Source organism: Streptomyces coacervatus (assembly GCF_029223485.1).
GTDB lineage: Bacteria > Actinomycetota > Actinomycetes > Streptomycetales > Streptomycetaceae > Streptomyces > Streptomyces coacervatus.
Window position 1 is genome coordinate 349,929 of record NZ_JARHTP010000010.1, and the last position, 14,988, is coordinate 364,916.

A 14,988-nucleotide genomic window follows, 5' to 3' on the forward strand; every position below is an offset into this window, starting at 1 on the left:
CGCCCGCCGTACCTCCGTGGCCCCCACGGAGGTACGGCGGGGCAGCGGACCGGGACGGACCCTGCCGCAGGCCGTCCCGGCCGTGGCCGCACTCACCCTGGGCCTGTGGGGGATCGACCGGCACAACAGCATGTGGCGCGACGAGTCGGTCAGCTACCAGGTGGCCCACCGGTCCCTGGGCGACCTGTGGGGCCTGCTCGGCAACATCGACGCCGTGCACGGCCTGTACTACCTGCTCATGCACGCCGTGTTCGGCCTGTGGGACGGCGGTCTCGTGGCGTTACGGCTGCCCTCCACGCTGGCGACCGCCCTGGCCGCGGCCGGCGTCGCGGCGATCGGCGCACGGCTGGCCGGACGCCGGGCCGGCACCCTCGCAGGCCTCGTCTTCGCACTGCTGCCGATGACACAGCACTACGCGCAGGAGGGCCGCTCGTACGCCCTGGTCACCGCGGCGGTCACCTGGGCCACGTATTTCCTGGTACGCGCGATGTCCGCATCCCGGGCCCGCTGGTGGACGGCGTACGCCCTCACCCTCGCCCTCGCCTGCTGGCTGCACGAGTTCGCCGTCTTCGCGCTGGTCGCCCATGGCCTGACGCTGTGCCGGCTGCGGGTGCCGCGGCAGGTGTGGCGGCGCTGGGGCGTCGCCGCGCTCAGTGCCGGGCTGAGCCTCCTGCCACTGGTGGCCGTCAGCGCGGGACAGGCGGACGAGCAGCTGACCTGGCTCACACGCCCGAGCCCGAGCCAGTGGCTGCAGTACGCGGCGATCGCGGTCACGGGCATCCTGCTCCGGCAGTTCCTCGTCCGCGGACCCGCCGCCGCACAGCGCGGCGGAGCCCGCGAACTGACCGCTCTCGCCCTCCCGTTACTGGTGGTCCCGGCCGGACTGCTGATGACGCTCTCGTACGTCAGGCCCTGGTACGTCGACCGTTACGTCCTGTACGGCATGGCGGGACTGGCGCTGCTGGTCGGCGCCGCGCTGAGCCGGGCGGTCGGGCAACGGCACCGGCTCCCTCCTGTCCTGCAGGCGCTGACGGTCTGCGTGGCGGCCACTGCCGCCGTCGCCGTCCTGCTGCCCTGGGCGCTCCTGATCCGCTCGCCCGAGAGCCGCAAGGACGACGTCGTCGCCGTCACCCACGCCGTGCAGCGCACCGCGCACCACGGCGACGGAGTCCTGTTCATGCCCGGTCGCCGCCGCGAGTGGCTCCTGTCGTATCCCCAGGTCCTCCACCGGCTCGACGACCTCGCCCTCGCCGAGTCCCCGGCGGCCTCCCGCACCCTCCAGGGCACCGAACTCCCCGCCGACGAGATCCGCCGCCGCATCCTGGCGCAGCACCGCATCATCGCCCTGAGCGATCCCGCCGGACAGCCCCTCGACCCCTTCCCCCGGGAGGAGGTCAAACGCCGGACGCTGGGGGCCTACTTCGAGGAGTGCGGGCGCACCCGCGTCCACGGCGCCCGGATCACCGTCTACGTCCGCCGCGGCCACTGCACGCAGTAACCGCTTTCGGTTTTCCTCCGATTGCTGCGTTGTTTCGCTGTTTTGAGGTTTCGATGCAGCTCGAATGTCCCTTATGCGGCGCCCGGTTCAAGGAAATGACCTGGTGTGATTCCGGTGCCTGTGTGAGGATCCGAGCGACGGCGACGGGGGCCGTTCCTCTTGGTGTCCGTCGTGTCCCGCTGCCGGCCGTTGACCTGGCTCGGTGGCGTGCCGAAGACGAACGGGGGAACAGTGATTTCAATCTGCTTAGGCGCCGATGTCCTGATGACTGCGACGTTCGTTATTTCACCGCTTGCGCAAATGGGATGGCAACTCAGGCAGACCGCGGTCAGGGAACTCCAGGCGCGCCGTGACCTGCCCTTGCTCACGGCGATCCGCAGTGAGCCGGAAAACCATGTGCCGGGTTTCCTCTTCTCCCAGTCGGCCGCCCAGGATTCCCTGGAAGCCGAACTGCAAGCAGTGGCCTCGACGCCGGGCGAGGTCGTAGCGCGCCAGCTGGAAGGGTTTCCGGAATCCCGCAGAATCAGGACTTTCCTGGCGGCCGGGGAACGGTCCTTCGCCCAACGGGCGGCATTGGAACTCGGCCGGTTCTGGTCGGAGTTCATGGCGGACCGCTGGAATTCCGTCCGCTCCCGGATCGAGGAGGACATCCGGCACCGGTCCGCCTCCCTGGCCCGGCGCGGCCTGAGCGCCACGCTCAACTCCCTGCACCCCGCCTTCTCGTACGACTCCGGGGTCCTGTCCATACGCGACGAGCGCACCTGGAGCCTGGTCGAGTCCAGACGGATCGTGCTCCATCCCTCGCCCCTGGTGACGACCTGGATGGTGCAGGACGACCCGTGGGGCGAGAGCGGCACGCATCTCGCCTACCCCGTCGGTGCGGACCTGTCGGCCGACCGCCCCGAGGAGCAGCCCCCGCTGACGGCACAGCTGGGCCAAGTCATCGGCGAGGCACGCCAGTTGCTCCTGGCCGACCTGGGCGACTCCCGCACCACCACGGAACTCGCCGAGCGGCACCACATGAGCGCGTCGACCGTGTCGTACCACCTGCTGCGGCTGCACCGCGTGGGCCTGCTGCACCGGACCCGGGAGGGCAGCCGGGTGTACTACCGGCGGACACCGGAGGCCGACCGCCTCGTGGCCCGCCGCGACCGCCGGACGGCAGGACGGGCCGGCGGCGCCGGGATGCCGCCGGCCCGAGACCGTCAACCGACCTGTGCCTGACCGTCGACCGGCCTGTACCTGACCGTCAACCGACCTGTAGTTGACCGTCAACCGGCCTGTACCTGAAGGTGCTTGACGCCGTTGATCCATGCGGAGCGCAGCCGGGACGGGTCGCCGGACAGGGTGAGGTTCGGCAGGGCGTCGGCGATCGCGTTGAAGATCAGGTCGATCTCCAGGACCGCCAGGGACTTGCCCAGGCAGTAGTGCGGACCTCCGCCGCCGAAGCCGAGGTGGGGGTTGGGGTCGCGGGTGATGTCGAAGGTGTCGGGGTCGGTGAAGACGTCCGGATCGTGGTTGGCGGAGGCGTAGAAGATGCCGACCCGGTCGCCCTTCCTGATCAACTTCCCGCCCAGTTCGGTGTCTTGGGTGGCGGTGCGCTGGAAGGAGTTGACCGGGGTCGCCCAGCGCACGATCTCCTCGGCCGCCGTCTCCGGACGCTCCCGCTTGTACAGCTCCCACTGCTCGGGGTGGGTGAGGAAGGCGTGCATTCCGTGGGTGATGGCGTTGCGGGTCGTCTCATTCCCCGCCACGGCCAGCATCAGCACGAAGAAGCCGAACTCGTCGGAGTTGAGGTTCCCTTCGTCCTCCGCCGCCACCAGCGTGGTCACGATGTCCTTCGCGGGGCACTGCTTGCGGTCGGCGGCCATGTTCATGGCGTAGGCGATGAGTTCGGTGGCCGACTCGGCGCCGACCTCCTCGGTGATCGCGTACTCCGGGTCGTCGTACGAGATCATCTTGTTGGACCAGTCGAAGATCTTGGTCCGGTCGTCCTGCGGGATGCCGATGAGCTCGGCGATGGCCTGCAGGGGCAGTTCGCAGGCGACCTCGGTGACGAAGTCGAAGGGCCCGGGGTGTGCGCGGGCCTCCTGTGCGATGGCGTGGGCGCGGTTGCGCAGGCGTTCTTCGAGGGCCCGTATGGCGCGGGGCGTGAACACGCGCTGCACGATCTGCCGTACGCGCGTGTGCTCCGGCGGGTCCATGTTCAGCAGGATCAGCCGCTGTGCGTCGATCGCATCGCGCTCGATGTGCTCGTTGAAGCGGATGATCGCCGTGTTGAGGTACGACGAGAACAGCTCCGGGTGCGTGGAGACGTACTTGACGTCGGCGTGCCGGGTCACGGCCCAGTAGCCCTCGTCCTGGAAGCCGGCGATGTTGCCCGACTGGGGCACCCAGCGGACGGGTTCGGCCCGGCGCAGCTCGGCGAACTCCGGCAGGGGCACACGCGCTTGCAGCAGATCGGGGTCGGTGAAGTCGAACCCCTCGGGGAGAGCTGGACAGGACATGGGCTACTCCAGCTGACGATCCATCAGAAATCAGGGCTGCCGTGAAGGTAGTAACGGGTTCTACAAGGTGCAAGGGGCGCGACAAGCCCAATTGCATGCAAGCCTCTTGCGGTTATGGACGCAGTGTCAGCAGACTGCTGGCAGAACTAGAACACGTACTAGTTCAGCGTGGCGGGGTCGGCCGGGACGCCCCCGCGCCGCGCGGGTACCGGAGGAGAGGATCCCCCCATGGCCGCGGAACCCGTGATCGTCGAAGCCGTCCGCACCCCCATCGGCAGGCGCGGCGGACTGCTCGCCAACCTGCACCCCGCCTATCTCCTGGGCGAGACCTACCGTGAACTCCTCGGCCGCACCGGCATCCCCGCCGACGCGGTCGAACAGATCGTCGGCGGCACGGTGACGCACGCCGGCGAACAGTCCATGAACCCCGCGCGCACGGCCTGGCTGACCATGGGCCTGCCCTACGAGACGGCGGCGACGACGGTCGACTGCCAGTGCGGTTCCTCGCAGCAGGCCTCGCACATGGTGGCCAACATGGTCGCCGCGGGCGTGATCGATGTCGGTATCTCGTGCGGTGTCGAGGCGATGTCGCGGGTGCCGCTGGGGTCCGGGTCCAAGCACGGGCCCGGGAAGCCGTTCCCCGACGAGTGGAACGTGGACCTGCCGAACCAGTTCGAGGCGGCGGAACGGATCGCGCGTCATCGGGGGCTGACGCGGGAGAACGTCGACTCGCTCGGGCTCATCTCGCAGGAACGGGCGGCGGTGGCGTGGAGTGAGGAGCGCTTCAAGCGCGAGACGTTCGCGGTCCAGGTCCCGACCACGGAGCAGGAACAGCGCGCCGGACAGGGCATGTGGCGGCTCGTCGACCGCGACGAGGGTCTGCGCGACACGACGATGGAGGCCCTCGCGGGCCTGAAGCCGGTCATGCCCACAGCCATCCACACGGCGGGCAACTCCTCGCAGATCAGCGACGGTTCGGCGGCCATCATGTGGGCGTCGAAGCGGATGGCACGCGCGCTGAAGCTGAAGCCGCGGGCGCGGATCGTGGCCCAGGCGCTGGTGGGCGCCGACCCGCACTTCCATCTGGATGGGCCGATCGACGCGACGCGGGCCGTGCTGGGCAAGGCCGGGATGTCGCTCAAGGACATCGACGTCGTCGAGATCAACGAGGCATTCGCATCAGTGGTGTTGAGCTGGGCGCAGGTCTTCGAGCAGGACCTGGAGAAGGTGAACGTGAACGGCGGCGCGATCGCTCTCGGACACCCGGTGGGGGCGACGGGGGCCCGGCTCATCACGACCGCGCTTCACGAACTGGAGCGGACGGACAAGGAGTTCGCGCTCATCACCATGTGCGCGGGGGGTGGGCTGGCCACCGGGACGATCATTCAGCGGCTGTAGGCAGCTGTACGTAGCTGTAGGTAAATGCTTGCGGGGGATTGACGCGAACTGGTCAACTTACCCAATGCTGATCAATGTAATCCTCCGCGTCCTGCCCTTCTATCTCCGCGAGCCGATCATCATCACCATCTGCCTGTTCTTCTCCGGCCTCGCCCTCTACTACTTCGTGCAGGTAGGGGGCTGGGGCCGGGGCGGCTTCGGGCTGCTGTTCCTGGCGATCGCGATCCTGCGCGGCTACTTCTTCCGCAAGGAATGGAGAGCCCACCGGGCGGCGAAGGCAGGGGGTGTCACACCTGCGGCGTAGTACCGCTCCAGGAGACGAAACGGCGGAACGCGTCGGGCCGGAAGGAGAGGACCGGTCCGGCGGGGGTTTTTGAATCGCGGATGGCGATGGTGGTGCAGGGGGATTCGGCGACTTCGACGCACGAGCCGCCCTGGTCGCCGCTGTAGCTGGACTTACGCCACTGAGTCGCCTTGTTCTCCATAGCGTTCCTCCATCACTCGCCGGATCAGCTCCGCCGAGTCCTTGAGGGAGAGCGCGGCGGCTCGGAGATGATCGTAACGGAGCGAACAGTCCTTGATGGTGTCCGGGTTCGCGGTTGGATGCCCGCTTCCGTAACCCTCGGTATAGACAATGGTTGGGTCGCTGGCGAAGCGGAAGAGGTCGAACGAGCCCTGCATGCCCGCGTGTGCTCCGGACGAGAAGGGCAGGATCTGGATGTTGATCCGGGGGTTGTCCTCGAAGGCCAACAGGTGGGCCAGTTGGCTCCGCATGATCTCCGGCCCGCCGATCTGCTGGCAGAGGGCGGCCTCGCTGATGACAGCCCAGAAGACCGGCGGCTCCTCCTTCTCGAAGATGCGCTGACGCGCAAGGCGCACCTCGGTGCGGTCATCGAGGTTGGCCCGGTCCAGCACACCGAGCACGGCACGCGCGTACGCCTTCGTCTGCAGAAGGCCGTGGATCAGGTGGGTATGGAAGGTGCAGATCTCGATCGCCTTGGCTTCCAGCTCGGCCACCTGCCTGAACCAGCCCGGCAGTTGGCTGCGCATCACAAGCTCGACGAGCCGCGTCAACGCCCCGCCCGTCCCCAGCGCCACGTCCGCCCGCTGGCTGAAGTCCAGCGTCGGCAGTTTTCTGGCCGTCTCGATCTGGCCGATCATCGAGCCCGTGTAGTTGACGATGTCGCCGAGTTGACGCTGCGTCAGGCCCGCGGCCTCGCGGTAGCGGCGCAACTCGTAGCCGTAGTAATCAAGCGGCGAGGCGCCCGGGTCGAGGGTGTGGGTCTGGGTCACTTGTACGGCCCCCTTGAGTGCAACGGCAGCGGCCGACTGCGGGACTGGTTGTATCTGCTCCGTAGCCGAGGGTAGTTGGGGCAGGTCAAGCTCGTCCTGTGAACCAATACATTCCCCCCACGTACCGCATGAGCCTCACCGTGGGCGCGCATTCGGCCCGGCACATCCGCCGTATCGTCCGTTCGCTGCTCGACGAGTGGCAGTTGGCGGAGCTGACCGATGCCGTGGAGCTCGGTGTGACCGAGCTGGTCGCCAATGTCGTACGACATGTTCCGGACCGGCGGTGTGTGCTGCTGGTGTTGCGGTCGGCGGCCGGGGTCAGGGTGGAGGTGGCGGACGGGTGTCCTCAACTGCCGTCGATTCCGGCGGAGTTGGAGCCGGAGGCGGAGGGTGGGCGGGGGCTGGTGCTGCTCGATGCCGTGGTCGACAAATGGGGCGTGGGTCCGGCGGTCGGCGGCGGCAAGACGGTGTGGTTCGAGTGTGTGACGTGAGGGAATCGGTACGGACGTCGCGGGCCGCCGGATCGAGGAGGCTGCGACTCGCCGACCGATGAGTTCCACCTGCCGCTGCCGTCTCCTTCGGTGACAGTGAGAAGTACGCGGAGTGACCGCAGTGACTGCAGTGACAGTGAGGAGCGGGCGATGGATGCCATTGCACGGCAGGAGACGCTGAAGCGGTTGGAGGTCCTGGTCGGCGAGTGGGAGGTCGAGGCCGAGCTGCCCGGTCAGCCGCCGATGACCGGACGCAGTGTGTTCGAGTGGACCTTGGACGGGCAGTTCCTGGTGCAGCGGACGCAGGCGCCGAACCCCGTCCCGGACAGCATGGCGATCGTCGTGGTCGACTCGGAGACGGGCTGTACGTACCACTACTACGACGCCCGGGGCGTCGTACGGGTGTATGCGATGAGCTTCACCGACGGGGTCTGGCGGCTGCTGCGCGAGGTGGCCGACTTCTCACCGCTGGACTTCCGGCAGCGGTTCACCGGACAGCTGAGCGAGGACGGCGACACCATCCGCGGCGTCTGGGAGAAGGCGAGCGGCGACACGGCCGAGTGGGAGCCGGACTTTCCCCTCACTTATCGCAGGAGCCGCTGATCGTGAATCAGCGGTGACCGGACTCGGGGTATACAAATATCTGTATAGTTCGAGGTGTGGGTGAACTGTGGCAGATCGAGATTGAACCGGAGGTCCGGCAGTGGCTGGAGCTCCTCTCGGACCAGCAGTAGCGCGCTGCCGACATGCTCGCCGCTCAGCCCACGACTCTCGGTGAGTCGTACTCGCGTCATCTGGGCGGCAAGCTCCGTGAACTGCGTTTCACCATGGACGGGAACGCGGTCCGCATCACCTACTGGCTTGGTCCTGAGCGGCGCATCGTCTTCCTGACAGTGTTCCGCAAGACGAGGCAGCGAGAGGGCGCCGAGGTCGAGCGTGCGCACCAAGCGCAGAAAGTGTGCGAAGCGGAACATGGCCTCGCCGAGCACAGCTACGACCGGACGGAGGAGAGTTCGTGAACCACTCGCAGTGGAAGACGCGTCGGACCCGGAAGCTCCTGGGCGAACGGGTCGAGGATTCGCCGGCCTACGTGGAGGCGGGCTATGCCTTCGCTCTCGGGCAGGCTGTCTACGACCGGCGTACGGCGCTCGGGCTGTCGCAGAGTGAGCTGGCGCGGCGTGCGGATATGACCCAGCCGCAGATCTCCAACATCGAGGGAGGGGACTCCGTACCTACTCTGCCGCTGCTCACTCGGCTTGCGAAGGCGCTGGACGCGTCACTGACCATCGACCTGGACGGTGACAGTTCGACCTTCGTTTTCACCGCGCACGACGGTCACGGGTCGGAGTCGGACGGGGTGTCGCGGGGCGGCGACCCTTCGGCGGCATGACGACGGCGGCGCCCCGGGGATTCGGGGCGCCGCCGTCATTGCGAGGGGCTTGGGTGAGGCGTGGCTCAGTACCAGCCGTTGGCCTGCCAGAAGGCCCAGGCGGCGGTCGGGCTGCCGTAGCGGGAGTTCATGTAGTCCAGGCCCCACTTGATCTGGGTCTTGGGGTTGGTCTTCCAGTCCGCGCCGGCGGTGGCCATCTTGGAGCCGGGCAGGGCCTGGACCAGGCCGTAGGCGCCGGAGGAGGAGTTCGTGGCGGTGACGTTCCAGCCGCTCTCGTGCTCGACGATCTTGCTGAAGGCGTTGTACTGGGCCGCGCTCGGGATCATCTTGTGCGCGATCGCCTGAGCGCTGGCGGCCGAGTCGGCGGTCGCGGCGTGAGCGGGCGCCGCGGTCAGCACCATGCCGGCGGTGGCGGCTGCCACGGCGGCGGAGGCGAGGGCCTTCTTCGGGGACGCGATGCGGCGGGCGATGCGGGAGACGAACACGGAGAACCTTTTTCTTCGGGGACAAGGAGTCGCACGAGTCGCACGCAGGGCCGGTGCGAACCGGGGGCATGCGTCGGCGCCGTGGCCCTGAGGGCACATCGGCGCCGTGCGACGTCATCCAGAGAAGCAGGCTCGGAAGGGGTCCGCAATGACCCTATTTGCTAGTTGTGGTCGTATGCGGGTGGGATGGGGGTGGTGTGACCCGGCTCTCAATGTGCAGGTCAGGGGTGGTTATGGCGTGGACATGGCGTCCGTTTTGCACTACTAGGGTGGGTAGTGGGTGATGTGAGTCATGTGGGGTGCTTCACCGGTGGGCGGGGCTCGAATGTGACCGCGGTCTCGAACGCCGCCCGGCGGGTGGCTCTGCGTAGCGCCTTGAGCACCGCCGGGCCGAGAGTCAGTGTCAGGACGACGGTGACGACGGCCCGGCCCAGGTCCCAGCCCAGCGAGGTGGCCGCGCAGTACGCGAGGAAACGGGCCAGATTGGCGGGGACGGCGGCCTGCGGGTCGAAGGCGATGCCCGAGGAGAGCGCGCCCATGAAGGGCCAGCCGGCCAGGTTCATGATCGTGCCGTAGGCGAAGGCGGCAAGGAAGCCGTAGGCGGCGAGGAGGGCGAGTTCGCCGCGGCCGCGGAGGCGTTCCGGGCCGGGCAGCAGGCCCGCCCCCATCGTGAACCAGCCCATCGCCAGCATCTGGAACGGCATCCACGGGCCCACCCCGCCCGTGAGCAGCGCGGACGCGAACATGGTGAGCGAACCGAGCGTGAAGCCGAAGCCCGGGCCGAGGACGCGGCCGCTCAGCACCATCAGGAAGAACATCGGCTCGATGCCCGCGGTCCCGGCACCGAGCGGCCGCAGGGCGGCGCCGGTCGCCGCGAGCACGCCGAGCATGGCGACCGCCTTCGGGCCGAGCCCTGACTCCGCGATGGTCGCGGCGACGACTGCGACCAGCAGCCCGAGCAGGCCCGCGAAGAGCCAGGGCGCGTCCTGGGCGTGGGCGCTGAGCTGTGAGGTCGGCGGGGCGAGGAAGGGCCAGCCGAAGGCGGCTGCGCCAACGGCGCTGACGAGGGTGAGGGCGGCGACGGAGCGGGGGCCGAGGCGGATCGCTTTTGTGGTCATCCGAGGGCCTCGCGGACTTGGGCGACCGTGAGCCACTGCTGTGGGGCGAGGATCTTTGTCACCTGTGGGGCGAAGGACGGGGAGGAGACCACCACGTCGGCGGTCGGGCCGTCGGCGATCACCTCGCCGTCCGCCAACAGGACGACTCTGTGGGCGAGTTCGGCTGCGAGCTCGACGTCGTGTGTGGCGAGGACGATCGCGTGTCCTTCGGCGGCGAGGGTGCGGAGGTGGGTGACGAGGCGGGCCTTGGCCGCGTAGTCCAGGCCGCGGGTCGGTTCGTCGAGGAGGAGCAGGGGTGGGCGGGCGGTCAGGACGACGGCGAGGGCGAGGGTGAGGCGCTGGCCCTCGGAGAGGTCGCGGGGGTGGGTGTCGTCGGGGATGCCGGGGAGGAGGGTCGAGAGGAGGGTGCGGCAGGTGCCGGGGGTGGCCTGGGCGTCTTGGTCTGCCGCGGTGCATTCGGTTGCGACTGTGTCGGCGTAGAGGAGGTCTCGGGGTTCCTGGGGGACCAGGCCTACGTGGCGTATGAGGTCGGGGGGTGGGGTGCGGTGGGGGGTTCTGCCGCTGACTTGGACTGTGCCGGTGGAGGGTTCTATCAAGCCTACGAGGGTGTTGAGGAGGGTGGATTTTCCGGCGCCGTTGCGGCCCATTAGGGCGATGGTTTCGCCTGGGGTGACGGTTAGGTCGATGTGGCGGAGGGCTTCGATTCGGGCTCGGCGGACGGATAGGGCGTGAACTTCGGCCGGGGGTGCGGGAGTTGGGGATGGTGTGAGGGTGGGGGGTGTGTGCTTGCGGAAGAGGGGTCGCCAGCGGTGGGTGGGGGCTGGGGTAGGGGTGGTGTCGCTTGCCCGCGCTTGCGGGGTGCCGCCTCTCTTTGGGTCGGGAGCCGCCCCAGCGGCACGACTGCCCGCAGGCTCGGTCAGTGACAGCTGCTCGCGGACCTTCCCCGCCCGGCGGCGGGCGTCTCTCACCGTCAGCGGCAGTGGGGACCAGCCCGCCAGGTGGCCCAGGGCCACCACCGGTGGATACACCGGCGATACGGCCATCATGTCGGCCGGAGCGCCCAGTTGCAGCGGTGCTCCGGGAGTCGGCAGGAGCGCGACCTGGTCCGCGTATTGGATGACGCGTTCCAGGCGGTGTTCCGCCATCAATACTGTCGTGCCGAGGTCGTGGACCAGGCGTTGGAGGACCGCCAGGACTTCCTCTGCTGCTGCCGGGTCCAGGGCCGAGGTCGGTTCGTCCAGGATCAGGGCCTTCGGGTGTGGGGTGAGGACCGAGCCGATTGCGGCGCGTTGCTGCTGGCCGCCCGAGAGGGTGGCTATGGGGCGGTTGCGGAGGTCGGTCAGGCCGAGGAGGTCGAGGGTTTCCTCGACGCGGCGGCGCATCACGTCCGGCGCCAGCCCCAACGACTCCATTCCGTAGGCGAGTTCGTCCTCGACCGTGTCCGTGACGAAGTGGGAGAGCGGGTCCTGGCCCACCGTGCCCACGACGTCGGCGAGTTCGCGTGGTTTGTGGGTGCGGGTGTCGCGGCCCGCCACCGTGACCCGGCCCCGCAGCGTGCCGCCCGTGAAGTGCGGGACGAGGCCGCTGACGGCATTGAGGACGGTCGACTTGCCGACCCCCGACGGGCCGACCAGGAGAACCAGTTCGCCTTCCGGGACCTCGAAGTCCACGCCCCGCACAGTGGGTTCGGCCGCCCCGTCGTACGTCACGGAGACATCCTCGAAGCGGATCATGACGGCTCCTTGGGGGCGATGAGGGAGGGGAGCAGGCCGAGGAGTACCGCTGCGGCCGGCCACAGGGGGAGGGTTGGGGCGACCAGTGGGACTGCACCGGGGTGCAGGGCCGCCGGGTCGGCCTCGGCTGCGAGGGTGAGCAGCGCGGCGACCGCGGCGCCGGAGGCCGCGACCAGCCAGGCGCGGGCGTCCCAGCGGTCGGGACGGTAACGCGTGCGCAGACTGCGTCGGCCGCCCAGGCGGAGACCGGCGAGGGCCGCGGCGAGACCGGCGAGGAGGAGCGGCAGGCCGTAGGTGCCGCCTTCGGCGGTGAGCAGTCCGTACGTTCCCGCACAGACGCCGAGCAGGCCGCCGAGGGTGAGGGCAGCGGTCGTACGGCGGACGGTGGGAGGGACGTCGGCGGTACGGCCGTAGCCGCGGGCGTCCATCGCGGCGGCGAGGGCGACCGAGCGCTCCAACGCGCCCTCCAGGACCGGGAGTCCGACCTGCAGCAAGCCGCGCACGCCGCGGTCGGGGCGGCCGCGCAGCCGGCGGGCGGCGCGCAGGCGGTGGACGTCGGCGATGAGGTTCGGGGCGAAGGTGAGGGCTACGACCGCCGCGACGCCCGTCTCGTACAGGGCACCCGGGAGGGACTTGAGGAGGCGGGACGGGTTCGCGAGGGCGTTCGCGGCGCCGACGCAGACGAGGAGCGTGGCCAGCTTCAGGCCGTCGTAGAGGGCGAAGAGGAGTGATTCGGCGGTGACTCTGCCGCCGAGGCGGATGCCCTGCGCCCAGTGGGGGAGCGGGAGTTCGGGGAGGGTGATGATCACGTGGGTGCCGGGGATGGGGGAGCCGAGCGCTACCGCGAAGACCAGGCGGATGAGGAGGACTGCGAGGGCGAGTTTGAGGAAGGCGGAGTAGGAGTGGGAGGAGGGGGTTTGGGGGCGGCAGGTGGCTACTACGTAGGCGGATGTCGCGATGAGGAGGGTGAGGAGTAGGGGGTTGGTGGTGCGCGTGGCTGCGGTGCCTAGGCCCAGGGACCAGAGCCACCATGCGCCCGGGTGGAGCTGTGCGGGGCGGTGGGGGTGCCGGAGGGTGGCTTCGCTTGCCCGCGCTTGCGGGGTGCCGCCTCTCTTTGGGTCGGGAGCCGCCCCAGCGGCACGACTGCCCGCAGGCTCAGCGGGTTTGGCAGAGTGACTACGCATGCCTGCGTCGCCGTGACTGCCACACCGCTGCCGTGCCCAGCAGCGCAACCGCCCCCGCCCCCACGAACAGCCCCACGGAAGGTCCGCCCTCCTGGTGGCCCTTCTTCTCCGCAGCCGTCGGCCTCTTCCCCGCCGCAACCTGCTCCCCGCACCCCTTCTCCGGGTACCCCCCGATCGCACACAGCAGCGCGTTCGTGTCGTATCGCAGAGGCTTCGCCACGGACGCCAGCGCTTCCGCCGTCGTGCCGTCGGACGACACCCGTGCGCAGGCCGTACGGCGGGTCGGTGGCGTCTCGCCGGGCGGGGCGTCCGTCGCCGTACCGAAGTCGATGACCAGAGCCACCCGTTTCTTGCCCGGCTCCGCCGGCGTCCGTGCGCAGATGGCCGGGAACGACACCGTCCCGCGCGGCTTCGCCGAGTCGGCCGAGTCCTCGCTCACCGAGAAGCGGAAGCCCTGGACGTCGCCGTCGGAGGGGCGGGCGGTCGAGGGGCCCTGGGTGGCGTAGGTCCAGCGGCCGTTGTCGTAGCCCCAGAAGGACCAGTAGCGGTAGCCGACGGCTTGCGCCTGCCCGCTGCCGGCCAAGGTGAGGAACAGCACCGTCAGCAGGAGGATGCCCCTGCGGATCACGGCTGCTCCTTCTTCTTACGGCCGCTGATCAGGAACCCGACCCCGATGCCCCCGACGAGCCCCACGCCGACGATCCACCACACGCTGACGCCGGAGGAATCGTCCTTCGTGTCTGCCTTGTCTGCCTTTTTCGAGTCGCTGGGGGTGGGGGAAGCGGGCTTGGGGCCGGTCGCGTCGAGGAGCTTCACCAGGTCCTGGCCGCCGAAGTCATGGACGTCGAACGTCTCCGCGTTCGCCGCGAGGATCAGCTGTGCGTATGCGGCCGGTCCGCCCTGCTGTGCCCATGCCTTGGAGTTGGCCTCCAGCCAGCGCATGGCGTCGGCCGCCTTGTCGCCGTGGCCCGCGGTCGCGAGGGCGAGGACCGCGTCGGCTGTGTTGCCGTAGTCGGGCTGGGGCTTGGCGCCGGGGAGAGTCGACGTGAGGTGTTTGTCCTTGGCCAGGGCTTTGACGAGGTACGCGGCGCCGTTGTGCGCCGCCTGGTCGGGGGTGGTGGCGTCCTTGCACGTCAGGGTGGTGTCGGTCGGCTTCACGGCGTTCCCGGCCAGGCCCTTGCCGAGCGCGCCCACCACTGCCGCAGCCGTCGCGTCCGCGTTGGCGGCCAACTTGCCCTTCTTGTCCGGCTGGTAGGCGAAGGCGCCCGCGCCGTCCCCGTCACAGGGCAGCGCCAGCTTGAGCAGGGCGTCGTACGGAGACCGGCCGCCCTTGGTGACCTCGCCCGGCTTCTCGCCCACGGCGGTCAGCGCGCCGATGACGACGGATGTGGAGTTGGCGTCGCTCGCCCCGCCCGGGGCGTAGCCCCAGCCGCCGTCCTTGTTCTGCACGGACTTCAGCCAGGTGACCGCCTTGCCGGTGGCGGTGTCGTGTCCGCCGAGCGCGGCGAGGGCCTGCACGGCGGCGGCCGTGCTGTTCGTGTCGACCGTGACCTTGGCGTCGCAAGCCCTCGCGGCTTCGGCGCGGAACGCGGCGAACGATCCGTTCGCGCACTGCTGGCCCGCCAGCCAGTCCACCGCCTTCGCCGCGGGCTTCACACCCACGGTGTCCTGGGCGAGCAGCGCCAGCGACTGGCGCCAGACGCCGTCCCACTTCGGGTCGGACGTGCCGTACAGCCCGTCGGGTATCGACGGGGACGGGGGCGCGGCGACGGCGGGGACGGCGACACCCAGTACGGTGGTGACGGCGGCCAGGGCCGCGGCGCTGCGGCGGACGACGTTCATGACGGTTGGGACCCTCTCCCTGGGGGAGCGGGCAGCACGGGACACCCCG

General features: G+C 69.5%; 16 protein-coding genes and 1 pseudogene. 8 read left to right on the forward strand and 9 right to left on the reverse strand.

Going from position 1 to position 14,988, the window contains the following annotated elements:
• The first annotated feature begins 16 nt into the window (after positions 1–16).
• Both P2Q00_RS25965 and P2Q00_RS25970 read left to right on the forward strand, forming a co-directional pair.
• On the forward strand, positions 17–1,498 hold the full coding sequence (locus P2Q00_RS25965) for a glycosyltransferase family 39 protein (RefSeq protein WP_275775132.1): 1,482 nt from the start codon (positions 17–19) through the stop codon (positions 1,496–1,498).
• A 300-nt stretch (positions 1,499–1,798) separates the two neighbouring features.
• Positions 1,799–2,722: an ArsR family transcriptional regulator gene (locus P2Q00_RS25970; protein WP_275775134.1), complete on the forward strand. Its 924-nt coding sequence runs from the start codon at positions 1,799–1,801 to the stop codon at positions 2,720–2,722.
• Positions 2,723–2,769: 47 nt separating this feature from the next.
• On the opposite strand, the gene P2Q00_RS25975 is transcribed toward P2Q00_RS25970, so the two are convergent.
• The gene (locus P2Q00_RS25975) at positions 2,770–4,005 is read right to left on the reverse strand and encodes a cytochrome P450 (protein WP_275775136.1); all 1,236 of its coding nucleotides are present in this window, start codon (positions 4,003–4,005) and stop codon (positions 2,770–2,772) included.
• 228 nt (positions 4,006–4,233) lie between these two features.
• Here P2Q00_RS25975 and P2Q00_RS25980 point away from each other — a divergent pair, with 228 nt between their 5' ends.
• Entirely contained in the window at positions 4,234–5,403 is a 1,170-nt protein-coding gene (locus P2Q00_RS25980) for a steroid 3-ketoacyl-CoA thiolase (RefSeq protein WP_275775138.1), read from the forward strand.
• 64 nt (positions 5,404–5,467) lie between these two features.
• Positions 5,468–5,707: a hypothetical protein gene (locus tag P2Q00_RS25985; protein WP_275775140.1), complete on the forward strand. Its 240-nt coding sequence runs from the start codon at positions 5,468–5,470 to the stop codon at positions 5,705–5,707.
• Here P2Q00_RS25985 and P2Q00_RS25990 read toward each other — a convergent pair.
• Together P2Q00_RS25990 and P2Q00_RS25995 are read right to left on the reverse strand one after the other, a co-directional pair.
• Positions 5,691–5,888, reverse strand: coding sequence for a DUF397 domain-containing protein (locus P2Q00_RS25990; protein ID WP_275775141.1), 198 nt, complete (start codon positions 5,886–5,888; stop codon positions 5,691–5,693). The genes P2Q00_RS25985 and P2Q00_RS25990 overlap by 17 nt on opposite strands.
• Positions 5,860–6,696, reverse strand: coding sequence for a helix-turn-helix domain-containing protein (locus P2Q00_RS25995; RefSeq protein WP_275775143.1), 837 nt, complete (start codon positions 6,694–6,696; stop codon positions 5,860–5,862). Before P2Q00_RS25995 ends, P2Q00_RS25990 begins: the two co-directional genes overlap by 29 nt.
• A gap of 98 nt (positions 6,697–6,794) precedes the next feature.
• Between P2Q00_RS25995 and P2Q00_RS26000 the strand changes: the two genes are divergently transcribed.
• The 4 genes and pseudogenes from P2Q00_RS26000 to P2Q00_RS26015 all read left to right on the forward strand — a co-directional run bounded on the left by P2Q00_RS26000 (position 6,795) and on the right by P2Q00_RS26015 (position 8,577).
• Entirely contained in the window at positions 6,795–7,187 is a 393-nt protein-coding gene (locus P2Q00_RS26000) for an ATP-binding protein (protein ID WP_439145903.1), read from the forward strand.
• 150 nt (positions 7,188–7,337) lie between these two features.
• Positions 7,338–7,790: a hypothetical protein gene (locus P2Q00_RS26005; protein ID WP_275775145.1), complete on the forward strand. Its 453-nt coding sequence runs from the start codon at positions 7,338–7,340 to the stop codon at positions 7,788–7,790.
• A gap of 56 nt (positions 7,791–7,846) precedes the next feature.
• Positions 7,847–8,206: pseudogene (locus tag P2Q00_RS26010) on the forward strand (type II toxin-antitoxin system RelE/ParE family toxin).
• Positions 8,203–8,577, forward strand: a complete 375-nt coding sequence (locus P2Q00_RS26015; RefSeq protein ID WP_275775146.1) for a helix-turn-helix domain-containing protein — start codon at positions 8,203–8,205, stop codon at positions 8,575–8,577. The pseudogene P2Q00_RS26010 and the gene P2Q00_RS26015 overlap by 4 nt, the downstream one beginning before the upstream one ends.
• Positions 8,578–8,642: 65 nt before the next feature.
• Here the strand turns inward: P2Q00_RS26015 and P2Q00_RS26020 are convergent, their stop codons facing one another.
• The 6 genes from P2Q00_RS26020 to P2Q00_RS26045 all read right to left on the reverse strand — a co-directional run bounded on the left by P2Q00_RS26020 (position 8,643) and on the right by P2Q00_RS26045 (position 14,939).
• The gene (locus P2Q00_RS26020) at positions 8,643–9,062 is read right to left on the reverse strand and encodes an aggregation-promoting factor C-terminal-like domain-containing protein (RefSeq protein WP_275775147.1); all 420 of its coding nucleotides are present in this window, start codon (positions 9,060–9,062) and stop codon (positions 8,643–8,645) included.
• Between the two features lie 290 nt (positions 9,063–9,352).
• Positions 9,353–10,180 carry an ECF transporter S component gene (locus P2Q00_RS26025; RefSeq protein WP_275775149.1) on the reverse strand — a complete coding sequence of 276 codons (828 nt, stop codon included), beginning with the start codon at positions 10,178–10,180 and terminating at the stop codon, positions 9,353–9,355.
• Entirely contained in the window at positions 10,177–11,913 is a 1,737-nt protein-coding gene (locus tag P2Q00_RS26030) for an ABC transporter ATP-binding protein (RefSeq protein WP_275775151.1), read from the reverse strand. The genes P2Q00_RS26025 and P2Q00_RS26030 overlap by 4 nt, the downstream gene beginning before the upstream one ends.
• Positions 11,910–13,097: an energy-coupling factor transporter transmembrane component T gene (locus P2Q00_RS26035; protein WP_275775152.1), complete on the reverse strand. Its 1,188-nt coding sequence runs from the start codon at positions 13,095–13,097 to the stop codon at positions 11,910–11,912. Before P2Q00_RS26035 ends, P2Q00_RS26030 begins: the two co-directional genes overlap by 4 nt.
• Positions 13,090–13,725 (reverse strand): SCO2322 family protein, encoded by a 636-nt coding sequence (locus P2Q00_RS26040; protein WP_275775153.1) that lies wholly within the window; start codon positions 13,723–13,725, stop codon positions 13,090–13,092. Before P2Q00_RS26040 ends, P2Q00_RS26035 begins: the two co-directional genes overlap by 8 nt.
• On the reverse strand, positions 13,722–14,939 hold the full coding sequence (locus P2Q00_RS26045) for an SCO2321 family membrane protein (protein ID WP_275775154.1): 1,218 nt from the start codon (positions 14,937–14,939) through the stop codon (positions 13,722–13,724). The genes P2Q00_RS26040 and P2Q00_RS26045 overlap by 4 nt, the downstream gene beginning before the upstream one ends.
• Positions 14,940–14,988 lie beyond the last annotated feature (49 nt).